General features: G+C 37.5%; 20 protein-coding genes. 8 read left to right on the top strand and 12 right to left on the bottom strand.

Annotation, left to right across the window (positions count from 1 at the left end):
- Window positions 1-307 precede the first annotated feature (307 nt).
- The 5 genes from FT986_RS03885 to FT986_RS03905 all read right to left on the bottom strand — a co-directional run bounded on the left by FT986_RS03885 (window position 308) and on the right by FT986_RS03905 (window position 4,758).
- Window positions 308-733: a hypothetical protein gene (locus FT986_RS03885; RefSeq protein WP_147863940.1), complete on the bottom strand. Its 426-nt coding sequence runs from the start codon at window positions 731-733 to the stop codon at window positions 308-310.
- Between the two features lie 630 nt (window positions 734-1,363).
- Window positions 1,364-1,663 (bottom strand): type II toxin-antitoxin system RelE/ParE family toxin, encoded by a 300-nt coding sequence (locus FT986_RS03890; RefSeq protein ID WP_147863941.1) that lies wholly within the window; start codon window positions 1,661-1,663, stop codon window positions 1,364-1,366.
- Window positions 1,656-1,904, bottom strand: coding sequence for a type II toxin-antitoxin system ParD family antitoxin (locus FT986_RS03895; protein WP_034041375.1), 249 nt, complete (start codon window positions 1,902-1,904; stop codon window positions 1,656-1,658). The genes FT986_RS03890 and FT986_RS03895 overlap by 8 nt, the downstream gene beginning before the upstream one ends.
- Before the next feature lie 930 nt (window positions 1,905-2,834).
- Complete coding sequence (locus tag FT986_RS03900) at window positions 2,835-3,575, bottom strand: hypothetical protein (RefSeq protein ID WP_147863942.1); 741 nt, start codon at window positions 3,573-3,575, stop codon at window positions 2,835-2,837.
- A gap of 334 nt (window positions 3,576-3,909) precedes the next feature.
- Entirely contained in the window at window positions 3,910-4,758 is an 849-nt protein-coding gene (locus FT986_RS03905; protein WP_147863943.1) for an RteC domain-containing protein, read from the bottom strand.
- A gap of 220 nt (window positions 4,759-4,978) precedes the next feature.
- On the opposite strand from FT986_RS03905, the gene FT986_RS03910 reads away from it, so the two are divergent.
- The 5 genes from FT986_RS03910 (at window position 4,979) to FT986_RS03930 (ending at window position 9,660) form a co-directional block, all read left to right on the top strand.
- Complete coding sequence (locus FT986_RS03910) at window positions 4,979-5,176, top strand: hypothetical protein (protein WP_222706181.1); 198 nt, start codon at window positions 4,979-4,981, stop codon at window positions 5,174-5,176.
- A 75-nt stretch (window positions 5,177-5,251) separates the two neighbouring features.
- On the top strand, window positions 5,252-7,258 hold the full coding sequence (locus tag FT986_RS03915) for an ATP-binding protein (protein ID WP_147863945.1): 2,007 nt from the start codon (window positions 5,252-5,254) through the stop codon (window positions 7,256-7,258).
- An 11-nt stretch (window positions 7,259-7,269) separates the two neighbouring features.
- Window positions 7,270-7,947 (top strand): response regulator, encoded by a 678-nt coding sequence (locus tag FT986_RS03920; protein WP_147863946.1) that lies wholly within the window; start codon window positions 7,270-7,272, stop codon window positions 7,945-7,947.
- A gap of 942 nt (window positions 7,948-8,889) precedes the next feature.
- On the top strand, window positions 8,890-9,315 hold the full coding sequence (locus FT986_RS03925) for a MauE/DoxX family redox-associated membrane protein (RefSeq protein ID WP_147863947.1): 426 nt from the start codon (window positions 8,890-8,892) through the stop codon (window positions 9,313-9,315).
- Between the two features lie 78 nt (window positions 9,316-9,393).
- The gene (locus tag FT986_RS03930; protein ID WP_147863948.1) at window positions 9,394-9,660 is read left to right on the top strand and encodes a DUF6520 family protein; all 267 of its coding nucleotides are present in this window, start codon (window positions 9,394-9,396) and stop codon (window positions 9,658-9,660) included.
- Between the two features lie 60 nt (window positions 9,661-9,720).
- Here the strand turns inward: FT986_RS03930 and FT986_RS03935 are convergent, their stop codons facing one another.
- From FT986_RS03935 to FT986_RS03950, 4 genes are all read right to left on the bottom strand, one after another.
- A complete protein-coding gene (locus FT986_RS03935) occupies window positions 9,721-12,573 on the bottom strand; it encodes a M16 family metallopeptidase (protein WP_147863949.1) in 2,853 nt (950 codons plus the stop codon).
- A 22-nt stretch (window positions 12,574-12,595) separates the two neighbouring features.
- A complete protein-coding gene (locus tag FT986_RS03940) occupies window positions 12,596-13,999 on the bottom strand; it encodes a RagB/SusD family nutrient uptake outer membrane protein (RefSeq protein WP_147863950.1) in 1,404 nt (467 codons plus the stop codon).
- An 11-nt stretch (window positions 14,000-14,010) separates the two neighbouring features.
- The gene (locus FT986_RS03945; protein ID WP_147863951.1) at window positions 14,011-16,959 is read right to left on the bottom strand and encodes a SusC/RagA family TonB-linked outer membrane protein; all 2,949 of its coding nucleotides are present in this window, start codon (window positions 16,957-16,959) and stop codon (window positions 14,011-14,013) included.
- 956 nt (window positions 16,960-17,915) lie between these two features.
- The gene (locus FT986_RS03950; RefSeq protein WP_147863952.1) at window positions 17,916-18,107 is read right to left on the bottom strand and encodes a hypothetical protein; all 192 of its coding nucleotides are present in this window, start codon (window positions 18,105-18,107) and stop codon (window positions 17,916-17,918) included.
- A 151-nt stretch (window positions 18,108-18,258) separates the two neighbouring features.
- Between FT986_RS03950 and FT986_RS03955 the strand changes: the two genes are divergently transcribed.
- Window positions 18,259-18,648, top strand: a complete 390-nt coding sequence (locus FT986_RS03955; RefSeq protein WP_187248569.1) for a helix-turn-helix domain-containing protein — start codon at window positions 18,259-18,261, stop codon at window positions 18,646-18,648.
- Window positions 18,649-18,677: 29 nt separating this feature from the next.
- On the opposite strand, the gene FT986_RS16115 is transcribed toward FT986_RS03955, so the two are convergent.
- On the bottom strand, window positions 18,678-18,812 hold the full coding sequence (locus FT986_RS16115) for a hypothetical protein (RefSeq protein ID WP_255505899.1): 135 nt from the start codon (window positions 18,810-18,812) through the stop codon (window positions 18,678-18,680).
- 99 nt (window positions 18,813-18,911) lie between these two features.
- Between FT986_RS16115 and FT986_RS03960 the strand changes: the two genes are divergently transcribed.
- On the top strand, window positions 18,912-19,130 hold the full coding sequence (locus FT986_RS03960) for a hypothetical protein (RefSeq protein ID WP_147863954.1): 219 nt from the start codon (window positions 18,912-18,914) through the stop codon (window positions 19,128-19,130).
- Window positions 19,130-19,435 carry a type II toxin-antitoxin system RelE/ParE family toxin gene (locus FT986_RS03965; protein ID WP_147863955.1) on the top strand — a complete coding sequence of 102 codons (306 nt, stop codon included), beginning with the start codon at window positions 19,130-19,132 and terminating at the stop codon, window positions 19,433-19,435. Before FT986_RS03960 ends, FT986_RS03965 begins: the two co-directional genes overlap by 1 nt.
- Before the next feature lie 1,314 nt (window positions 19,436-20,749).
- Here FT986_RS03965 and FT986_RS03970 read toward each other — a convergent pair.
- Both FT986_RS03970 and FT986_RS03975 read right to left on the bottom strand, forming a co-directional pair.
- Window positions 20,750-20,992 carry a hypothetical protein gene (locus FT986_RS03970; protein ID WP_147863956.1) on the bottom strand — a complete coding sequence of 81 codons (243 nt, stop codon included), beginning with the start codon at window positions 20,990-20,992 and terminating at the stop codon, window positions 20,750-20,752.
- 48 nt (window positions 20,993-21,040) lie between these two features.
- The gene (locus FT986_RS03975) at window positions 21,041-21,685 is read right to left on the bottom strand and encodes an acetyltransferase (protein WP_147863957.1); all 645 of its coding nucleotides are present in this window, start codon (window positions 21,683-21,685) and stop codon (window positions 21,041-21,043) included.
- Window positions 21,686-21,690: the final 5 nt, after the last annotated feature.

Raw genomic sequence — 21,690 nt, forward strand, 5'->3', positions numbered from 1 at the left:
CCTTTAGGTGGTTTAGAGCCATCGCCTATACAACGACTCTGATGGACCTACCATCATCTTATTTACAGCATTCAACCCTTTTATTGCCATGGTTGATTCTTGGCACACTATGGTTAGTTGCGTGGTTGGGTAGCTAATTTAGCAAACTTTTACTTGCCAGAGAAAATTCCGCAGGAATTTTCGTAAGTAAGCACAAAAAAGCAATTAATTATACACGTTGTTGCCAACCGTTTTTTATTCAGATCATTAATTTTAATTTCAAATATTATGTCAAAATTCAAACAACTTAAAACTCCAGAAATATTATTTATTGACGATTCCGATGTTCAATATAATTTCCGTAAGCTATTACAAAATCAGAATCGTTATCGGAAAGTTCGATTTTATTCAATTCGGATTGGTCTTTTGATTTTATTTTTTCTCGGAATTTATGGAATCCTGCAACTGATTTAGGCGACATAGAGTCCGCAAACACGTCAAAATGTTTGTCTAAATCCGTTTGATAATTTATAAATCCAATATTCACATTTTTTAAATCCCAACTTATGTTAAACGCAACAACATATTTTCCCGTCGAAAACATTCCAGAAGGTAATTTAGTCGTTTTTGGTGTTTCACTCAATATTTTTTCAAAAGTCAGTCCGTGTACTGCTAAAATATATTCAGCTTTTTTTAAGTCAGTCGTAAAACCTCCTAAATCATATTTTTCTAATTTATCTACGAATAATGTCATTTTTCAGAGTGTGATTGGTAAATGGTTGGCAACTGGTTATATCAACTCAAATATAGTCGTTTATAACTATTATTTGCCGGATAACAACACTTTTTTGTTTTCTTACCCCCTACTCTAATATTATCTAAAATCTATTTTAAGAGGTGAATTTATACTTTTAGATAAAAGCCAGCAATATGAAGTCACTTTTCAAAAAGGTGAATTTGTAGATGCTCATTTAGAAACTAACAAACGTTTTGCCCTATACGCAGTAGATATGTTTTAAGAAAAGAGTGTGAGAAACTAATACGTTTTTAAGATTTCTCAAGCAGCTTTTTTTGACATTGAATCTGTCTTTCTGCTTCCTGAATTACTTGGAGAAAAAAATCTTTAGAAACCGCAATTGCTTTGTAAGCACTTCGAAGCCTTACTCAATGATTTCTAAGTTCTCTATACTTTTTTTTAAGGAAGTAAAGTGGTTTTCTTCGTGCACCTCTAACGCTGCTCGTTTCTTATTAAGCCTAGCCCCCTCATGGCATAATAACCAAGCTGGATTTAATTGTTTACACTTGACATTGATAATTTGTGTCTCAAATTTAATGTAGTGGCAGAGTTGGTTTTTACCTCAGTTCTTTGTTGGGTGTAGTTTTTTTATTCGCTTATTCTATTTTTTAAATCCATTCTCTCGTGTAGAATTCTGATTATTTCTATTCTATCATTTGAGATTTGCTGATAAAATATTATGTGCTTTCCAGATTTTACTCCGAGTAAGTTTTTGTTTATTCCGTAATATTCTTTTCCAATACCGGGATTATCTCCAATTCCATTACAAGTTATTTTAACTGTTGCATAATATTTATCAGCTTGCTTTTCGGACCATTTTTCGAAAGTGTAATCCCAAATACTATTTAAGTCATCAATAGCTTCTTGTCTCAGTATAACTTTAGCCATTCTTTCTTTTTTCTGCTTTTAGTCTTTTCAGATTTTCATCAAAATCAAAATCCTCCACTAATGGACTGTTTAATCCTTCTTGTATGGCGTTTCGTAATGCAATTACTTTACTTTCTTCATTTTCCAACATTCTCAGGCCAGCTCTGATAACCTCGCTAACGTTTTTGTATCTACCAGCAGAAACTTGAGTTTGTACAAATTGGTCAAAATAATTTCCGAGTGATATGGATGTATTTTTCATTGTTTTATTTTTAATCAAATTTACCAAAAATTGGTAAAAAATCCAAATTTAACTCGATTGTATTATACTGATATAGGTTGACTCTTTTTTGATGTCTTTTTTGTAGTTTTTAGATATTGAGGTGTTGTAAATTTATTTTATTTTTTCGATAGGTCGAAGGCTTCCTAAGGATATTTGATCTATTATTTAAAAAGACATGACCTATTTTTCATGTGCGTAGTAAAATCAAGAAAAAGCTTAGCCTTGGATGGAGAGGATAGCTTAGCGAAGCGATTTGCTATCCGCAGGATAAAGTTTTTTAGCAGATTTTCAAGTTCAGGAAAATCAGTCTAGACTCCTGCCCGTACCGGTCGGGCGGGTTTGCTTAGCTCACGCATTGCTATTTTATTGGAGTTCGTGCATCTTCTATCGAAGAGGTCTTTTCGGCAATGGAAAAGAAGAAATGTTTCATTAAAAAAGAAAATTTCTAATAAAATTGTCATTTGCCCTAAATCCTACCTCAATCATTTTAAAAATCTTCTCATCTATTGAAAATGAAAATTGCATTAAAAGCATTCCTGTTAAAATCGGAACGAGAAGTAAATAAAATCTCTACACTCTGTTCTCGATAGAGGGGACTTTTATCTGTAATTTCGATGAACGGAGGACTGAGAAATCTGCTTCAACTGGAATTCAGAGTATTGATTTAAAAGATATTTCGACTCCACTGCGCTACGCTCAATATGACAGGTTCTTTATTTGTTACTTCGAGCCCGCCCTACCATTACGTACGGGTGATTACGACACATGGAGTAATCGTATTCAGAAGTATTTCGTAGTTCTAAATTTATCGTTTGAGGTCTAAGCCTCGTACGTCTAAAAGTCATATGTCCATTTTCTATAAAAGTCTTATATCTATTCTTTCCATACTTAATACCAAACTATTCCCCTTCAAGTTTTCATTACTTTTAAAATTCGTACGGGATGACATTGCTTATGGTTTAATAATATTTCTCCCACAACCGGATCTAATTTGTAATATAATAAACTCGCAGCGACAATAATCAAACTCTCCGTGGGAAAAGCATCGCTTATAAAATTTTGAATAGGTACCTCGGTATAATTTGGATACACCTCGAATTTTATAAAGTGCTGTTGCGTGGGCTTATAATCTTTTTTATGAAATGCTCCTATCCAATAGGCTACTTCTAACCGTCCCGTAAAAGGGAGCCAATGAAGATGGGTTTTGGGAACAAATGCCTTTTGTTGAAAGTGTACTCGATTTTCCACATCCAGCTGCCAGTTGACTACCCATAAATCAGAAAAATCTTTATACTGACTTTCATGGTTAAATTCAAAACCTTCAAGAAGTTCGGGAGTGCCATCCCACAAATTCTTCTCACCAAGAGGTAAAGAAGTATGGGTGCGCATCCCTTGTAAAATTTTACTTCGCATTCGATTATACATATCCGGACTGTGATAGCCTTGTACAATTTCCTGTAACCCTGCATTAAACTTTTGAGTGACGGTGGAAGCCCGACCAAAATCTGTTGCGGACTTCTGAGTGGCCTTGGTTTGTTTAAGTTTAGCATAATCAGGTTTCGTCTGTACAATGACTTTGCCTTTGACAATGCGAAAAATTAAATTGCCTAAACTGCCTACCAATTGATTGTTTTCATTTAAATGTGCCATAGTATATAAATTAAATAGTTATTCATTAAAGATTTTATTTTCATAGCGAGTCCACTATCCTCCCACATAATCCTAGAGGATCGTAATACTGTCCTAAGAGCAATCTAGTCGTACCGTGGACTCACTAGGGCTTTGCCTAGAGGATGCTATAAGTTAGCGAGGTGTCTTCTCGCTTGTAGCCTAAAGCTTTCTCCCATTCTGCTGAAGAATTACCCAATGTTTTCTCACTGATATTAAGTACCATAAAGGTTTAAGCCATTTTCTAACAGACTCGTGTTCTCATCCAATTAGGGTGATGGATTTTTAATACCCATTCTATATAATTTTTTAGTGCTTATGCATCGGCATTTTTCATACGTTGATGTAAGGAAGCTTTTAAGTGATCTAGAAATTTTAACTGATTGATTTTTCTAGAACGCAATTCTAAAAAAGTACGATAGTAGTCTCCCAGTTCAATGGTAAATACCCGCTCAAACAGCAAGGCTATTTCATTGATGCTCGCTGCTCCTCCATTGATCGCTCTAGTGGTGTGTAAGGCATAAATAAGTTCGATAAGGTCTACTTTATTGCAAGACCACTTTACTGGGGGAATTGATTTTTTTACGGGGGTGGTGAGCCGACTGGTGCATTCCAGTTGTTTTTGTAAATAAGCAATGAGCATATCATAGGCCATGATCGTGGCTACAGAACTGTCGTGACTTGTTGAAAATTGAGCATCGGTGACAAAGTGAATGGTATCGGGATGCAAACGGAGGTTCGCTCCTTTTCTTAGAAAGAAATGATGATCTAAGTTAACCGCTCCTCTACGGTAGTAGTGGTAAAATTCTAAATTCTCATTAAAATAATGCTGTAGCTTATCGATCTCGGTATGTAAATAATGCTTTTGAGCTTTTCTACTACTGCGAGGGCGTTTGCTTTCAATAGTGAATAGCTTAATGTAATAAATCAGCTTGCTCACTAGTTTGGGTTTTAAGCTTTTAAAGAAATAACACTCCTCCTCTTCACTGGCAAACCCTAATTCGACTACTAAGCTCCTTAGCTTCCTTAGGTAAGATTTACTCAACTGCACCCCTTTTTCTGAAAGCATAAGCGGATCATCAAACTCCGTTTCTATTGCTATTAATTCCTCTTCCAACTGTACTAAAATGTGACGGTAATTTTCCATAGATCTTATATTGAACATACGGCAGAAATCTACCTCAATCCATTCATATTAAAGTATGGTTTTACCCTACAAATAGTATAGGATAAACCTACTCCATCATCGTTTCTGAGAAATAATTTTGGTCCTACCTAGATGCTTTTACTCCGCTGTGAAAGGGCTATAAGACTATTATCACTTCGCCTAGCATAATCATAGTAAAGACATCAAAAACAACAACTATCAACCAAAAACTAGTATGATGATCTGTAAAAAACACCACTTAATTGGAATTATAATTATAGGCACTGCCCACGCATGTACTCCTGTACCTATTCACGAAGACCTCTCTCCTCATAAAAACCAGCAAGCCAATAGTACCGAATCTACTAGCAACCATTCTTCCAATGATACAGGTGATGATCAAAGTCAGGAGCCCGATGATGATAAAGATGCTTAGGGGTTATAAGTACAAGGGATTGAAAATTAGCAAGTTTAAAATCCTTTGCTTATTTTAGTAAGCCATTTATTCGCTATGCTTTCAACCGGCGTTTCTTTTATGAATTATCTCCTTAGGCTACTACTTTTTCTTGCTTTTGGGATAGCTTGTACCGAAAAAAAAATACCTCCCGTCCCCGCAACGCATTTAGAAGATTATATACATCAAATCGAAGAGATAGAAAATACGCGAGAAGAACGTCTTCAATTTTTCGATACCTTGGCTAAGGAGGTGAGCCAATTACCTACTTCTCCTCAAAAATTGAGGTATCGTTTACAGCTAGCAGATCTAGCATTGAACATGGCAGACTCCATCACTTTTTACACCTATAATCAGGAAGCTCTAGAAGAGGCTGTAAAGCAAAGAGACACGATAGCCCAAGGTGAAGCACAGTGGAATTTTGGCAGTTTCTTACTCCGCCAAGAACATTATGCGCCTGCCTTTTACCATTATAGTAAGGCACGTGAAAATTATGGGCAAAACCGACATCCCTATTATGAAGCTAAAATGTATTATAACATGGCTTTTATCAAGGGTAGGCTATTGGATTATACGGGAAGTGAACATTATATTTACAAGGCGCTACCCTACTTTCTAAAAGCCAAAAAACAATTACAAATCTTTCGTTGCTATACCCAATTGGGTTTACTCTATGAAGATTTAGAAGGCTTTGATAAGGCACTGCATTACCATCAATTGGCCTTTAAGCATATTCCCAAAAATAGTACTGGCTATTTAAAGGAAGAAGCCTATAACAATATAGGGCTGCTATGGTATAAAAAAGAAAATTTTAGAATGGCCACCCACTACTACGAAAAAGCCCTACAAAGAAACACCCTTCCCATAAAGAACCCTGCCCTATACGCCAGATTAATAGACAATAGAGCCGTAAGTCTTATAGAACAGCAAACAATGCCCTCCCCCCACTTACTCACAGATTTAAATAAGGCTAAACATTTGCGCGATAGTCTGCATAACCAAGCAGGGGTCGCCATCAGTAACCTACACCTGGCCACTTACTACCTCCGCCATCAAGATAGCCTTCAGGCGATCCACTGGGCAAAAAAAGCGCTACACCTTTCTAAAAGTATAGACTTATACCGAGAAAGTCTGGCATCGCTCGTATTTCTTACCAAAGTAGACCCCCCACAAACCAGCAATTATGTGCAGCAATGGGAAGATCTACAACGAGAACGCGAGCAAAGTCTGCGTCAACAACGGCATAAAGTCGCCAAGATTGAATTTGAAACCCTACAGTATCAGCAACGAAGTGAGCAATTGGTTCGTCAAAAAAGGGGCTTAATCATACTCCTAGGTGTAGTGGGGGTCTTTATCATAGGAGGTTATATGTATATCCGACAAAAAAATCAATTGAAAAAACTTCAAAGAAAACAAGAACGAGAACAACAGCTGCGTCACGAAAGAGAAGAAGAACGCTACCGCATTGCAGAAGACCTCCATGATGGGGTTTTAGGAAAACTATTTGGATTACGCTTGCATTGGTCGATGTTAGACCTCCGTCATTTGCAAAGAGCAAACCAAGAACAACAACAGTATTTAGACCAATTGCATCATATAGAAAAAGAAATTAGAGATATTTCCCATAATTTAAAAAAGAGACCTGCCAACAAACTTTTTTTAGAAAACCTGGAAGCTTTATTAAGCGAGCAATGTCCGGTTAACGGTCTTGCTTACCATACTTCATTTCCTATGGAACTAACTAAAACCAAATGGCCTGCTCCTATACAAGCCCATGTGTTAGCTATTGTACAGGAAGTATTATTAAATACAATCAAGCATGCCAAAGCGACCCAATTTCATTTGTTTTGGAAAATAAGAGAAGATGATGAAATTCTCTTAAAAATGTGGGATAACGGGATTGGGTTTGATGCTCATTCGAAAAAAGAGGGCATTGGACTTTCAAATATCCAACACCGCATAGAAAAAATAAAAGCGATTTGGAGTCTTGAAACCCATGTAGGAAAAGGAACTCAGATCAGCATACGTTTTTACCCCCTAGATTGGCAATATATAACCCACTAAACTTTTCATACATGATACCTCCACTACCCGTTTTATTAGTCGATGACCACCCCTTAATTACTACAGCCTATAAAAAAGCCTTTGAATGGGTTGAGCAACAACAGACCTCTATACAATTTGACCTGAATGAAGCTCATAGCTTATCTGAAGCTATTCATGCGCTAGAGCGTTTCCAACTTCACCAACCCTTAGGGATTCTTTTTATGGATTTAAAGTTACCTCCCCTGCCCCAACAACACCTATATTCTGGGGAGGATTTTGCGTTGAAGGTAAGAGAAAAATTTCCCACCACCCAAATTGTCATTGCGACCACCTATAATCACAATTTTAGAATTCATAGTATTTTTAAAAGCATTAACCCAGAGGGATTTTTAGTTAAAAACGATGTCAACGAAGGCGAAATTAAACAGGCCATCCTAGACATTCTAGAAGGCATACCCTACTATAGCAAAACGGTTCGCCAAGCCTTAAGAAAATATGTGAGTAGCGATTTACTGCTCGATCAAATGGACCGGCATTTACTCTATCAGCTTTCTATAGGAACTAAAACCAAAGATTTAACCCATTTTCTACCCCTTTCACACCCCGGTGTACAACGTAGGAAGAAAAATTTGAAAGAAATATTTGAAGTCGAAGATCAAGATGATAGGGCGCTGTTGCAAGCCGCTAAGGAATTGGGTTTTATTTAAATGGACTTATGACTTATGACCGCTGTGGTTTTTGACGTAAGACGTAAGATGTAAGACTTATGACCGCTGCGCTTTTGGAGGTAAGATGTAAGACGTATGATCGCTGGGGTTTTGGAAACAGGAAACAAGAGACAGGACTTGAGGCTGATTAAACGATTAAAGGTGGTAGGTAAAATAATATCTTTATTAAAAGGACTTAAGACTGCTGCGCTTTTTTTAGACTTATGACTTAAGACTGCTGCGCTTTTGGAGGTAAGACGTAAGACGTATGATCGCTTGGGTTTTGGAAACAGGAACCAAGAGACAGGACTTGAGGCTGACTAAACGTTTAAAGGGAGTAGGTGAAAATAATATCTTTATTAAAAGGACTTAAGACCGCTGCGCTTTTTTTAGACTTATGACTTAAGACTGCTGCGTTTTTGGAGGTAAGACGTATGATCGCTGTGGTTGTGGGACTGAAGACGGAAGACTTATGACCGCTGCGCTTTTGGAAACAGGAAACAAGAGACAGGACTTGAGGCTGGCTAAACATTTAAAGGGGGTAGGTGAAAATAAAATCTCTATTAAAAGGACGTAGGAGCGCTACGCTTTTTTTAGACTTATGACTTAAGACTGCTGCGCTTTTGGAGGTAAGACGTAAGACGTATGACCGCTGCGCTTTTGGAACCAAGAAACAAGAAACAAGAAACAGGACTTGAGGCTGATTAAATGTTTAAAGGGGGTAGGTGAAAATAAAATCTTTATTAAAAGGACGTAGGAACGCTACGCTTTTTTTTAGACTTATGATTTAAGACTGCTGCGCTTTTGAACTTATGACATAAGACTGCTGTTCTCTTGGACGTAAGACATAAGAATTGAAGCTATTACCATACTTTTTGTATGGGAAAACCCTACTGGAAAAGACGATATGCTTTCTACCTTGCTATTCTAATGCAATGCCTTATGAAAGCAAATCATACACATCCTTATTTCAATTGGGGAGTTGGCCTCCTTATCTTTTTATATTTCTATCTAAGCAGTTTTATGCTGTTTCATTTAAAAGATTGGAAACTCCAGTTATGGAATGCCCCCTTATTAGATCTCGGCTCCACCGCTGTCGAGGCACTCACTTGGTTCATTCCGACTCTCTTATTGTTTACGGGCGGGGCGCTAGCATTTTTCCGCACCCAGCGTATCGGGTTATATGTTAGTCTGGGTCTGTTAACGATTTACACCAGTTATGTGGCCGTCCGTCTTTTCCATACCGTACCCAACTCTTGTTCTTGTGGTGGGGGATGGATTACCCTTTCCTTGCCTTGGCAATTAGGTATGGGTTTGCTAAGCATAGGCTTGACTTTTACCCTTCTATTACAAAGAAAGAAAATATAAGTGTTGCGCAACACGCCAGGGGTAGCCGAAAACCTGTAAAAAAGAGTAGGCCTATATATTAATTTAAAATTAGAAATTATGAAAAATAAATTTTTAATTCCCGTGTTAGCGATGATATTCGCAACGGGACTATCCTTTGCGACCGCAGAGAGAAATGACGAACAAGCACTAGATTATATTCGTGTGAACAATCAGTGGATGGCCATTCCTGAAATTGATTGTGGACAAGCTGGAGAAAATGAATGTCAAGTCGAGTTACAAGATGGTACTGTACATTCTATTTTTGATACCCAAAGCTCTATTCAACCCAAAAAAACAACGAAAACAGAGCCGGTTAAACTGTAATTTTTATTCACCTTTTAAAATGAAGAGAAGCACATCAAAAAGATGTGCTTCTTTATATTATTATATATCATTATCACGCAAGATCACTTCCACTTTATTCTCTTCTTTTAAATACCTTTGAGATAATCTCACCATATCATCCATCTCAATTTGATCGATAAACTTTGCATAATTCTCTAGAGGCACCCAAGTTTCTACATAACGTAAATGTTGGTAAAGCAACTCATGAAACTGACGGTGTTGCATTAATACGGGCTTCTTATACCAACCTTTTATTCTTTCCTTAGCTTGCTTTAAATCAACCTTTGAGATCTCTCCTTTTAATAATTCTTCTATCATCAATTGAATTTCAGTCTGGATAGGTTGAAGCTCCTCTGGTTGACAAGCAACTTGAAAGTGAGCTCGATATTGTTTTTTATCAGGATTGTATCTTCCATATCCACCAAAATTATAGACAGAAAATCCCAGTTCATACCGTAAACGATTTAATTTTCGTTTAATCAATTGGCCGAGAACTTTTAATTCTAAGGTTTCCTTCCAGGAGTTGGTTCCTTGTTGACTTTGATAGTAACTTAGATCGTACATGACATTTTCCATAGACCTGTTAGAATACATTTCTTTTTTAATGGGGCCCGCTACTTGAATTGGTTTTTGATCTTTTTCAACGCACTGCTTTTTCTTAGCTACTTCTTTAATATTCCCAAAGTAGCGTTGTAAAAGTGGAATAATATTGCTGTTTCTAAAATTTCCAGTCACTAAAAATGTCCACTCTCCAGGGGCTCCAAAGACTTGTTGATAAATCTCTATACTACGTTTTCTATCGGTTTGCTCTATACTTCTAATCGCTTCCTCTCCCTTGAGGTATCGAAGATTAAAACTAGGCGGTATGGCACTATCATTTACCACATATCTAATGCCATTTCTAAAATCTTCTCGTAGGTTTTTCTGAGATTTCCGAAAATCTAAAGCATCTTTTTTCCAAGCATCAAAATTAATAGCTTGTTGATCTATAGGTTGAAAATAAAGGCTCAATAATTGTAAAATCTCTTCCGTATGCATTAAACTTCCTTCTGCTTGAAGACTAGCTTCCTGAAAATCTATATACGATTGGCAGTTCAAAATTTTAGCATATTCCATCAGGTTCTTAATCTCTTTAGCCTTTACTTCACCCACTCCGTGATGGGTAACGAGGCTTGGAGCATTGAGTGCCGAATAATAATCAGATTTAGAAAAGCAACTCGCTCCATGGGTAGTAAACCCAGATATTTTTATGGAATTTTCCCGAAGACCAGGAGTCGGCTTATAAGGCTTCAGCACCACCCTCACCCCATTGGGGAATGCGATTTCTTGAGTATAGTCAATCAGAGGTGCCTTAAAAGTATATGGCGCCAAAGGAAGCTCTTTTATTTGAGTTGGACTATATAAACTCCTCACCACTTCTGGTGCCTTGTATTTAGGTATAGGTCTGCGGTAAGCTTCCTCTATCCAAGCTCGAATCTCTTCTTCTGTATAGTGTAAAGCTTTATTTCCTTGAGGAGCAATCATACCTATATCTTTTGGAGAGGAAGATAAAAACTGTGGAAGATAAGCGTTCATCTTTTCTATAGAGAGTTCTTGCACCCAATGGTAGAAAAATTCGTCTTCCTGTGGGAAAAGGACTTCGTTTTTTATCCAATAATCTCTAAGTGCTTCTTCCCAATAGGATACTTCGTTTTGTACGGTTTGTGAGAGGTAAGCTTCTTTAACTTTTTTCCATTCCTGCTCTAAAACCCCGTATTGTTTAAGCTGCAAAAGCGTCTCTACCACGAGTTGAAAAGCTGCTTGGGTCTTGTCTGGGTAAGTAGAAAAATAAAGTGCTAAAGAGAATGGGTTACCTCCATATTTATACGTATCAAAACTTGCTACCGTTCCTATAATATCTGGAGTATTTATCTTTTTAAAACGATAAAACAACACATCGCACATCAACTGAAAAGCCAAATACTTCTGATAACCTTTCCGGGTATGAAGACTATTGACCATATCAGGTTGTCGAATATAGAATCGGTATTCCACCTCCTCTTTCTTTGAAGGATCAAAGCCTTTCTCCCAAACTTGTTTCTTAAACTGGGAAGGCCTCCCTTTATGGGCAGCGTGAATATCTACCTCAGGATAAGGTTCTTGGTTGGCAGGAAGATCTTTAAATTTAGATCTAATCATCTTTTCAGTCTCTTGAATATCTTTAAAATTCCCCACCACTATAATCGCCATCAAATCAGGCCGGTACCAATCGTGGTAAAAACGTCTTAAATCATTGTGAGAAAAGTTTTGGATGTGATCTAGAAATTGATCGTAAGGTTTCCGAAAAGGAAACAATTGTGCCGTTAAATTTTTTTCCGTTATAAAAAAGTCTTTATGATCTTGTATTCCAGAGATGAATTCTTGTCTTACCGCACCTTTCTCTAGATTTATATGTTCGCTGGTGAGCGGTAACTGCATAGCTATATCTTTAAACCAATCCAAGCCGGTTTCAAAAGCTTTAGGATGGTGTTTAGGAGCATGAAACTTATAACGGGTATGCAGGTTGGAGGTAGAACCTCCTATATCTCTAATGTTCATTCCTAATCGAGCTAAAAATACTTCATCTTTAATACTGGTTGGTGTATGTTCCGTAGGCTTAAAGGCTAAGTGCTCAATTAAGTGAGACAACTGCTGTTGCAAGGAGGCTTCATGGTCAAAACCTGCTTTTATATAAAATTGCATCTTAGTTTTAGCCACGGGTTCATCAACATTTTTGATAAAATATTGAAAACCATTAGTGAGAGTTCCGTATCGAAGGCCGTCGATCTTCTCAATCCCTTCTTGTGCCAGTACTAAGGGATGGATAAGTAGGCAAGCCATAAAATAGAGCCAACATTTTTTAATTGCCATCATCTTATTATTTTTTTGTATATTTTTAATAACCGGGATTCTGGTAGAGGTTAGGGTTACTTAAAAGTTCTTCTGCAGGGATAGGATAATATATATCGGTAGTTTGCCAGTCTGTATTAATGGAATTTAATACCTGTTGTGCACGATCTGTTCTTTTTAGGTCTAGCCAACGATGTCCCCATTCAGTAAAGAGTTCTTTTCTACGTTCTAGATAAATTTCATCCAGTAACACCTGTTGATTTATACCAGGATTGGAGTTGGCAAGCAATGGAAGTCCTGCCCTAGATTTAATTTGATCGAGGTCAGCGATCCCACCTTGAAGCTCATTTTGATGTGTTCTGGCTTCTGCCCGTATCAAATACTGTTCTGCCAAGCGTAAAACCATGGAATATTCGGTCGCTTCTCCTGTTGCATTTTGAATTTTGTATTTAAAAGCGTGGTGTACGCCAAGACCTTCATGATAATTTACCCAATCCACTTTTCTTAAATCTTGGTTTTCAAAACTCTCCATCAACTCATTCATGAGTTTAACATAGGATAAAGAAGGGATATAGGGATTAATGATAAATACCGAACCTTCATTGGTATGGGTTGTTATGTTTCCTGCTCCAACGGGAGATAATTGCCATATGGCCTCTGGGCTGTTGGCTAGGAACACCTCATTTAAATCGGTAGGCAAACTGTAAGTTCCGCTAGCGGCGATCACTTCACTACTGTAAATTTCGGCTAATTCCCAATTCTCTAAATAAAGGTGCACCCGCGCCAATAAGGCTTTAGCGGTATAGGCATTGATTTGTGTACGCTCTCCCGAGGGGTAGGTATTTCCCAGGGCATTGGCTGCAATTCCTAAATCCGCTAAGATGTTTTCATAAATGGCTTGTTTAGAACTTCTAGGTTCTACAGCATTTTCTTGGTAATCGGTTCCTAATACCAAGGGTGCTTCTCCGTATAGATTCACCAAGTAGAAGTAGGTAAAAGCACGAACAAAGCGAGCCTCTCCTTCCAATCGCTGTGCTGTTTCTGGCGATACTTTGGTGGAGACCTCTAGCCCTTCCAATAGTGAATTGACCATATAGATCATATTATAAGCGCTTCCCCAAAGGTTTTTATTATAGGGATTATCGGGTTGTAAGCTATGCTGATGAAACTGTAATAAATCTAAAGTATTACTATTGATCAGCTCTAAATTATCTGCCGATAATCCTGCCAATACGGTGGTACTCCCCAACCAACCTGCACTAAAACTAGCTTGGTAGAGTTGATTGTAAATCCCTTGCATGGCGGCTTCTGCGGTTTCTTCGGTTTCGAACACTTTACTGCTCACTAATTTATGGTCGGGTTCCTCGATGTCCAGCCAGTCTTGGCAGGAGATCAAGAGCAGTATGATGATTATACTGCCTAATGCATGTATGTAGCTATTATTTTTCATGTGATTTCATTTTAAAAGTTAATTTGTACTCCAGTCGTAAAAGTGCGTAGCCCAGAAAAAGAAAGTCCACCCATAGGGGTATCGGGATCCATTCCTCTATACTCGGTCAACGTCCACAAGTTTTGTCCTGCGACAAAAAATTTGGCCTCCATAATTCCTAAAGCTGTTGTCCAATCTGCTGGAAGCTGATAACTTAAATTGAGCGTTTTCAATCGAATAAAAGAAGCATCCTCGATCACTAAATCTGAATCTACCACCCTAGAATAGGCTAAAGAAGCCTCTGGAGTCTGTGATATTTGATGCGTGGTTCCCGAAGTGTTGATTAACTCTTGTAATTGGTTTTCTGGAAACCCTGATTTAAACATTGAAGTTAAACTTCCTTCTTGTTGGACAAACTGAAATAAAAATTGCAAGGAAATTCCTTTATAGCTGAGGCTATTTTGAATGCCCCCAAAATACTCGCGGGTGCGGTCTTGAATCACCACCTTGTCCTCTTGATCATAGACGCCATCCCCATTTTGATCTATGACTTGATAATACCCCGTTTCTGGATCTATACCCTCATATTCATATAAGAGCGCTATATTTAGCGGATGTCCCTCTCGGTAGGTATGGGCATAGGGAGATTGCTCTAGACCAGGGTAACTGATCAGTTCGTTTTTCGGGAAGCTCATGTTCAAGGAAGTCTGCCAACGAAAGTTTCCTTTACGGATATTATCACTAGAAAATTCTACTTCCCACCCCCTATTTTCTACAGTCGCCGGTAAGTTGGCTTGTACGCTATTAAATCCTGTAGTCGCTGGTAATGGATAGGCCACCAATTGATTGGAAGAACGGTTGCGGTAGACGCTCACCCCCAAATGGATCCTATCCTTTAGAAACCCTAACTGCATCCCCACTTCTGCTTTTTTATTGACCTCCCATGAATAAGCAGGGTTAGCCAAACCCGTGGGGTAAAGTCCACCCGGACCAGGAGTAGCTTCATAAGCATCTAGGTATCCATAATCTGGAATCTGATCACTCCCCGTGGTTCCATAACTCCCTCGCAGTTTCCCGAAAGATAACCATGCGAGGTGCTGTTTAAAAAAGGACTCTTCGGTAAAAATCCACCCCGCACCAATAGCTCCGAAATTAGCAAAGCGATTTCCTTGGGCAAAACGAGAAGAACCATCCCTTCTCCCGGTAAGGTTCAGGTAGTATTTTTTATCCCAGTTTATTCCGAGTCTGGCAAATGCTGCTTGGTAGCGGTATTGGGTGTTTCTGGCTTGTGCATTGATCAGGCTTTCTGCCGCCCCAAGATTTCCAATTAAAGCTTCTGCCACATAATTTTCTCCTTGTACGCTAAAGGTATCGTACTGATTCTCTTGAAGCGTACTCCCCAATAACGCGTTAAGATTTAACTTTCCCCATTGGTGTTGGTAATTAAGTTGGGGTTCTATGATCCAAGACTGACGCCGACTTTGGGTATTTAGGGATCGGTGCAACGGCATGGATGAAGGGTTATACGAGCGTTGGGGCATTTTTACGACTTCATCACTATTGAAATGGGTAAAACCAAAGTTGGTTTTCAGCTCTAATCCTTTGGCTATTTGGTAAGAGAGGTTAAGGCTGGAAATTAAATTATGTGACTTGATAGTACCCGTATTAAATACACCCTCTAATGGATTATTTAATCCGGCTTCTCCCCATTCTTCCCAATTAAGGCTGCCGTCTTCTAGGTAAATTGCTGGCGCATTGGGGGCGAGTTTAAAAGCTTTACTCCTAAAATTAACTCCGCTCGCCATCAGTTCATTTTGATCTACTCCATAGTTGAGTGCCAGCCCCAATTGAAATTTTTCATCTTTAGAACGATGGTCTAGGTGTGCCCCACCTGTAAATTTTTGGTATTGTAAATCTACCGGGTAAATTGTCCCTTGTTGGTGAAATGATCCATTTAATCTAAAATGCGTCTGGTCACTTCCGCCTTGAGCGGAAATATTCACATCGCTAATATCGGCCGTACCTCCCAAAAACTCTTCCTGCCAATCGGTTTCTCGGTTTTGATCCCAAAGCAACAAATCGTAGGCATTATATTCATCGGGTTCTACCCCATCATTAGCAAAAGCTTGTTGTCGTATTTCAAGGTATTGTTGGGTATTTAATAGATCTAGTTTATTGGCAACGGTCGATACTCCATTATAAATTCTGGCTTGAATCCCTTTTTGCCCCTTCCCCTTTTTAGTGCTAATCAAAATCACCCCATTGGCTCCTCTAGAGCCATAAATCGCCGTAGCATCAGCATCTTTTAGCACCTCAATACTTTCTATATTATTCAGGTTCATCGTACTCAGTGGGTCTATTCCAGAAAAACTTAGACTACTATTACTCTCTACAGGAGTGGAGTTGATAGGAACCCCATCAATGATATATAAGGGGTAATTCCCTTCACTGCGCAGACTATTTTGTCCGCGAATACGAATGCTGGGCGCTGCGCCAGGGGTATCGGTTCCCGTGCTGATCTCCACCCCTGCCATTCTTCCTTGGAGGGCTTGTAACGGACTTACCACGGGCTGCAGTTCTATCTCTTTGGCTGTGACCTTGGCGATATTACCTGTGCGCTCCCTCTCGGTAGTGGTATAATAACCCGCATTGATCACCAAATCGCCTAAAGAGTTCTCGTTTTCTTTTAGCTGTATATTAATTTGGGTCTGCTCTCCCACTGCAACTTTTTGCGAGACATAGCCCATATAGGTATAGACCAAGGTGTCTTGCGGTGATGCTACCAATTGGTACTCCCCTTCAAAATTAGAGGTGGTTCCTCGGTTAGTCCCTTGTATTTGAATGTTCACCCCTGGGATAGGGAGATCTTGGGGACCAGTAACCTGTCCCTCAATGATTTGTTGGCAGAACCCGCTTAAGGAAGTAACTCCTATCAATAAAAGAGTTATCCTTAACAGGTACTGCCTGTAAGAAAATTTCATAACTTTGTACTGTTAATTACGTTGAGTAAATTAATGTTTAGCCTTCTCTTGCCGGTCAAAGTATAGAGGGGGCTTTTTATTGTCCTCCCCCTAGCCCCCTCCGAAGGAAGGGGAAAAGAAAGGCTTGTTTATTTTAGCTATTTGCAATTAGCGTCATGCAATACTAGGTACGTATGTCATGCTGCACTTGATGCAGCATCTCATCCTGTTAATGCTTGCATTTAGCAATAGCAACTAATATCATTCAGGGTAAACCCAAAATCTCATGTTTCTTTTTAACTCATAGGCATTAGGGTGTTAGTTAATTTGTTTTATCATTTTTCTTTTACTCATTCACTTTACTATTGCTTAAGTATTCGTGAATCCCCAAAGTCGATTTCCATCGCCGAAAAGACCTTTTCGGTAGAAGATGCACGAACTCCAATAAAACAGCTAAGTGTAAGCTAAACAAACCCGACCGGTACGGGCAGGAGTCTAGGCTGATTGATGCTCTCTTCTTTTCCATCGCTGAAAAGAAGCAAAAATCTAGGCTGATTTTAGCCTTCTTGAAAACCACATAAAAGCTTTATCCTGCGTATAGCAATCGCTCCGCTAGGCTATACTCCTCTGCCCGCGCTGCAGCTTTTACTCGTTTTGCTACGAAAACTAAAAGTAGGCCACAATATGCTATACTTGGATATTTGGAATTAAATTTAGCATTCCAAAAAGTTCAATTCAACTCTTAGCTTTCAACATTTACTGTCATGCTAAACTTATACGAACGTCAGCTGAACCTGCCCGAATTAAATAATTCATTTAGGCGGGCTTGATGCAGCATCTCATCCCTTTAATTTTCTCCTCCTTGTCATTTTGAGCGGAGTCCAGAAGTCCTCTTATTGTTTCGTTTTATATCATAGGCATTCGTTTTAAAGTTTATAAGGTTAAATACAGCTTTGGTAAAATTTTAAAATAGGATTTTAATTTTGATTAAATTTTTCCTCATTGATAGCGTGCATGACCTTCTGTATAAGTTTTTGATAATCACATTTCAAATTGTCTGCAAATGAAGGGTGGCGCTCTTCTTTTAAACAATACCTAACATACCGCATACTGATTTGATATTTTTCTGCTAAGAATTTGATAATGGCAGCCTGACAGGGTTGTTCCATTTTTTTGTATATTTAACAATTTTAAAACTTGTTCCTCCAGCGGAACACTAACCAATTCATTAGTTTTCAAATATATAAACAATTTGTGTTTAAACAAAATGTTTATAGTTAAAATACACAAATTGTTTTCTATATGCTTAACAAAGCTCAAATGTTGAATAAGATTAAGGAACATTATGGTTTTCAAACCGATAGTGAATTTGCTAATCATCTAGGTGTACAACCTCAAGTACTTTCCAATTGGAAAAGCAGAAAAACCTTTGACGCTGAGCTTATCTATAGCAAGTGTAAACAATTAAATCCAGCTTGGTTATTATGCCAAGAGGGGTCTATGCTTAATAAGAAACGAGCAGCGTTAGAGGTACACGAAGAAAAAACACCTTACTTCCTTAAGAAGAGTATAGAGAATTTAGAAAAACAACTCGTAAGGCTTCAAGACACGTATCAAATAATCGAAGAATCTAAAGATTTTTTCCATAAAGTGATCCAAGAAACAGAACGACAGCTTCACCAGCAAAAAAAGTTGCTTAAGGAATCTTAAAAGTATTTAATTTTTTCACATTCTTTTCCTTAGAAAATATCTACTGCATATAGTGCAAAACGTTTGTTGGTTTCTAAATGAGCATCTACAAATTCACCTTTTTGAAAAGTAACTTCATATTGTTGGTTTTTATCTAAAAGTATAAATTCATATAGTGTCATCATCTTAATTTTTAAAATGAGTTTTTACAGCATTAGAACCTTGGTACAAACCCGAACAGAATTATATTTTTTGTATCTTTGATTAAATCAAGAAATTTCAAAATGGATATTCAAACGGCAAAACTTGAACTGTTAAAAACGATTTTGGAGACAGAAAACACTGATTTTATCCAAAAAATAGCGGATTTTGTAAAAAAAGAAAAAGTTGATTTTTGGGAGGAATTAACTCTATCTGAACAATCTGAAATAAAACAAGGTATTGAGGAATTGAATAAAGGAAAAAGAGTTTCGTATGAATCATTCTTAAAGAAAATTTCTTAATGAAAGTATTCTTATCTGAACTTGCCGAATCCAAACTTCTAAAGTTATCTCAATATTTACTGGAAGAGTGGAACTTAAAAACACGTGACAAGTTTCTTTCAAAACTGAACGATAAAATTAAGCAAATATCAATCCAACCACAAAGCTGTCCGAAATCATCGCAATTTAAAAATCTTTATAAATGTGTTCTCACTAAGCAAACTACGATTTATTACCGAATAGCAATTGAAAAAAAAGAAATTGAAATCATTACCATTTTTGATACAAGACAAAATCTTGATAAACTAAAAAAGGACATCAAATAAAAACATTCTCTCCCTTTCTATATTTTTTTAATAATTATTAATCGAAATGATAAAATTGTCGGAATGACAATCATTTACTGTCATATTGAGCGCAGCGTAGTGAAGTCGAAATATCTCTTTAATTAACACTCTGAACTCTTTTTTATAAAGATTTCTCAGTCCTCCGTCCATCGAAATGACAGATATAAAACAACCTGTCATGCAGAATGGAGAGAAACGAAATGAAGCATCTTTCACTTTAATATAACGAACTTCTTTTTAAATAGATTTCTCAGTCCTCCGTCCATCGAAATGACAAGTAACCTGAGCCAGAACAAAACGCAATGGAGTAAAGGATTTTTATTTTAAAGCAATTATAACGAAATCAAAAATCACTGTCATACTGAGTATAGCACAGCGGAGTCGAAGTATCTTTTCATTAAAAACTCTAAATCCTTTTAAACAGATTTCTCAGTCCTTCGTCCATCGAAATGACAGATATAAAACAACCTGTCATGCAGAATGGAGAGAAACGAAATGAAGCATCTTTCACTTTAATATAACGAACTTCTTTTTAAATAGATTTCTCAGTCCTCCGTCCATCGAAATGACAGACATAAAATAACCTGCCGTATTGAGCTTTCATTTGTGAAATAGAAATAACGTTAATGATTTCTTCATTTTACTCATCCCTTTCCTATTGCTTAAGTATTCGTGAATCTCTAAAAGTCGATTTATCTTGATATAAAACGAAGCAAAAGATCAAGACTGACTAAAAATCTATAAGAAAATACTACGGAATCCCCAACCACAAATGAAAAGAACTCATCCTCCTTATCAGTCGGTCTCAAACAGCTTTTCATTTTCTTGCCCTCACTGCTTCCTTGATTTTCAATATATTTTTAGATAGGTCAATTTTTACGGAAGATGCAAGAATGCAAAAATAGGACGTAGGACTTAAGACATAAGGTCCCGTTCTATTAATAAATATAAAATATTCTTTGAAAGCATTCGGCCTATCGAAAATTGCTCGTGAAATTGGCAGTGCAGTAAGCGTAAAATTTTAGGCTGTCTGAGACCGATGGCAATCGGGCGAGTTCCTAAAATTTAGCTTACAAACATACAATTTAGAGTAAGGTTCGTGAGCCTAGACCTTCCTGCCCGTACCGGTCGGGCGGGTTTCTTACTTTTTCTGGCAATGAGAAAAAGTAAAAATATTAATATTAGTTAGAAATTACTGTCATATTAAGCGCAACGTAGTGAAGTCGAAATATCTTTTTATTAGCACCTTGAATTCCTTTTTAAAGAGATTTTTCTAAGATAAAAACTTAATCTCTACGGTTTACAAACTTTACAAGCCGTATACCCCGCATCTTTAGCTTCCGCTTTGGTAGTTTTAATCTTACTGCTTTTTAAATACCGACAGCTACTCTTATGAAATTTCTTTCCTGTTTTAGTCACATAAACTACTTCTGTAAGAGGCTGAATGCCCTCTACCCGTGTAGGTGTTGTAGTCGCAGAGAAGTTCGGACTTAACGAGCTGAACAGGAATAAAAGGAGAAATATAAAGTTTTTCATAATTAGAGGATAATTTTATTAGATGACAAGTACGAATACCTAATCATTTTAATGAAACTTAATAGCCTTTGCTGGTATGCCTACGGCGGTACAATTTGCAGGAAGTGATTTAGCTACTACTGCTCCTGCCCCTATTGTGGTGTTTGCTCCTATCTCTAGTTGGTTGATGATCTTAGCTCCAGTTCCCACATACACAGCCTCTTTAATATTAACCTCTCCAGAAATGTTAACAGAGGGCATAAAAGAACTATAATCACCAATATTAGAATCATGTCCAGTAGTACAGCTAAGGTTTAACGTTACAAAACTACCAACAACAATATTACAAGTTAAAATATTATTAGCACAAATAACCGTTCCAGCACCTATCTTCACGTCATCACCTATATAAACATTTGGATGTATAAGAATAGGAAAATCAAAGTTTATACTTTTTAATTGTTCTACGATATTTTTTTTCACTTGAGGGATTCCCACCCCCATGGCTACACAAATATCTTCTTCCCTTTCAAGTAAATTTTTAATAGATCCTAACAGAGGTAATCCGTTGATAAGGTGAGGAAGATTTTGATCATCATCATAAAAGCCTTCTATATGATATTTAGGCTTATCTAAAGACGCATTAATTTGATCGATAAGCACTTTAACTTCTCGGCCAAATCCTCCCGCTCCAATAATTACAATTTTTTTCATAGTTA

This window comes from Mesonia sp. K4-1, from assembly GCF_008017825.1.
In the GTDB taxonomy this organism is placed as follows: Bacteria; Bacteroidota; Bacteroidia; order Flavobacteriales; family Flavobacteriaceae; genus Mesonia.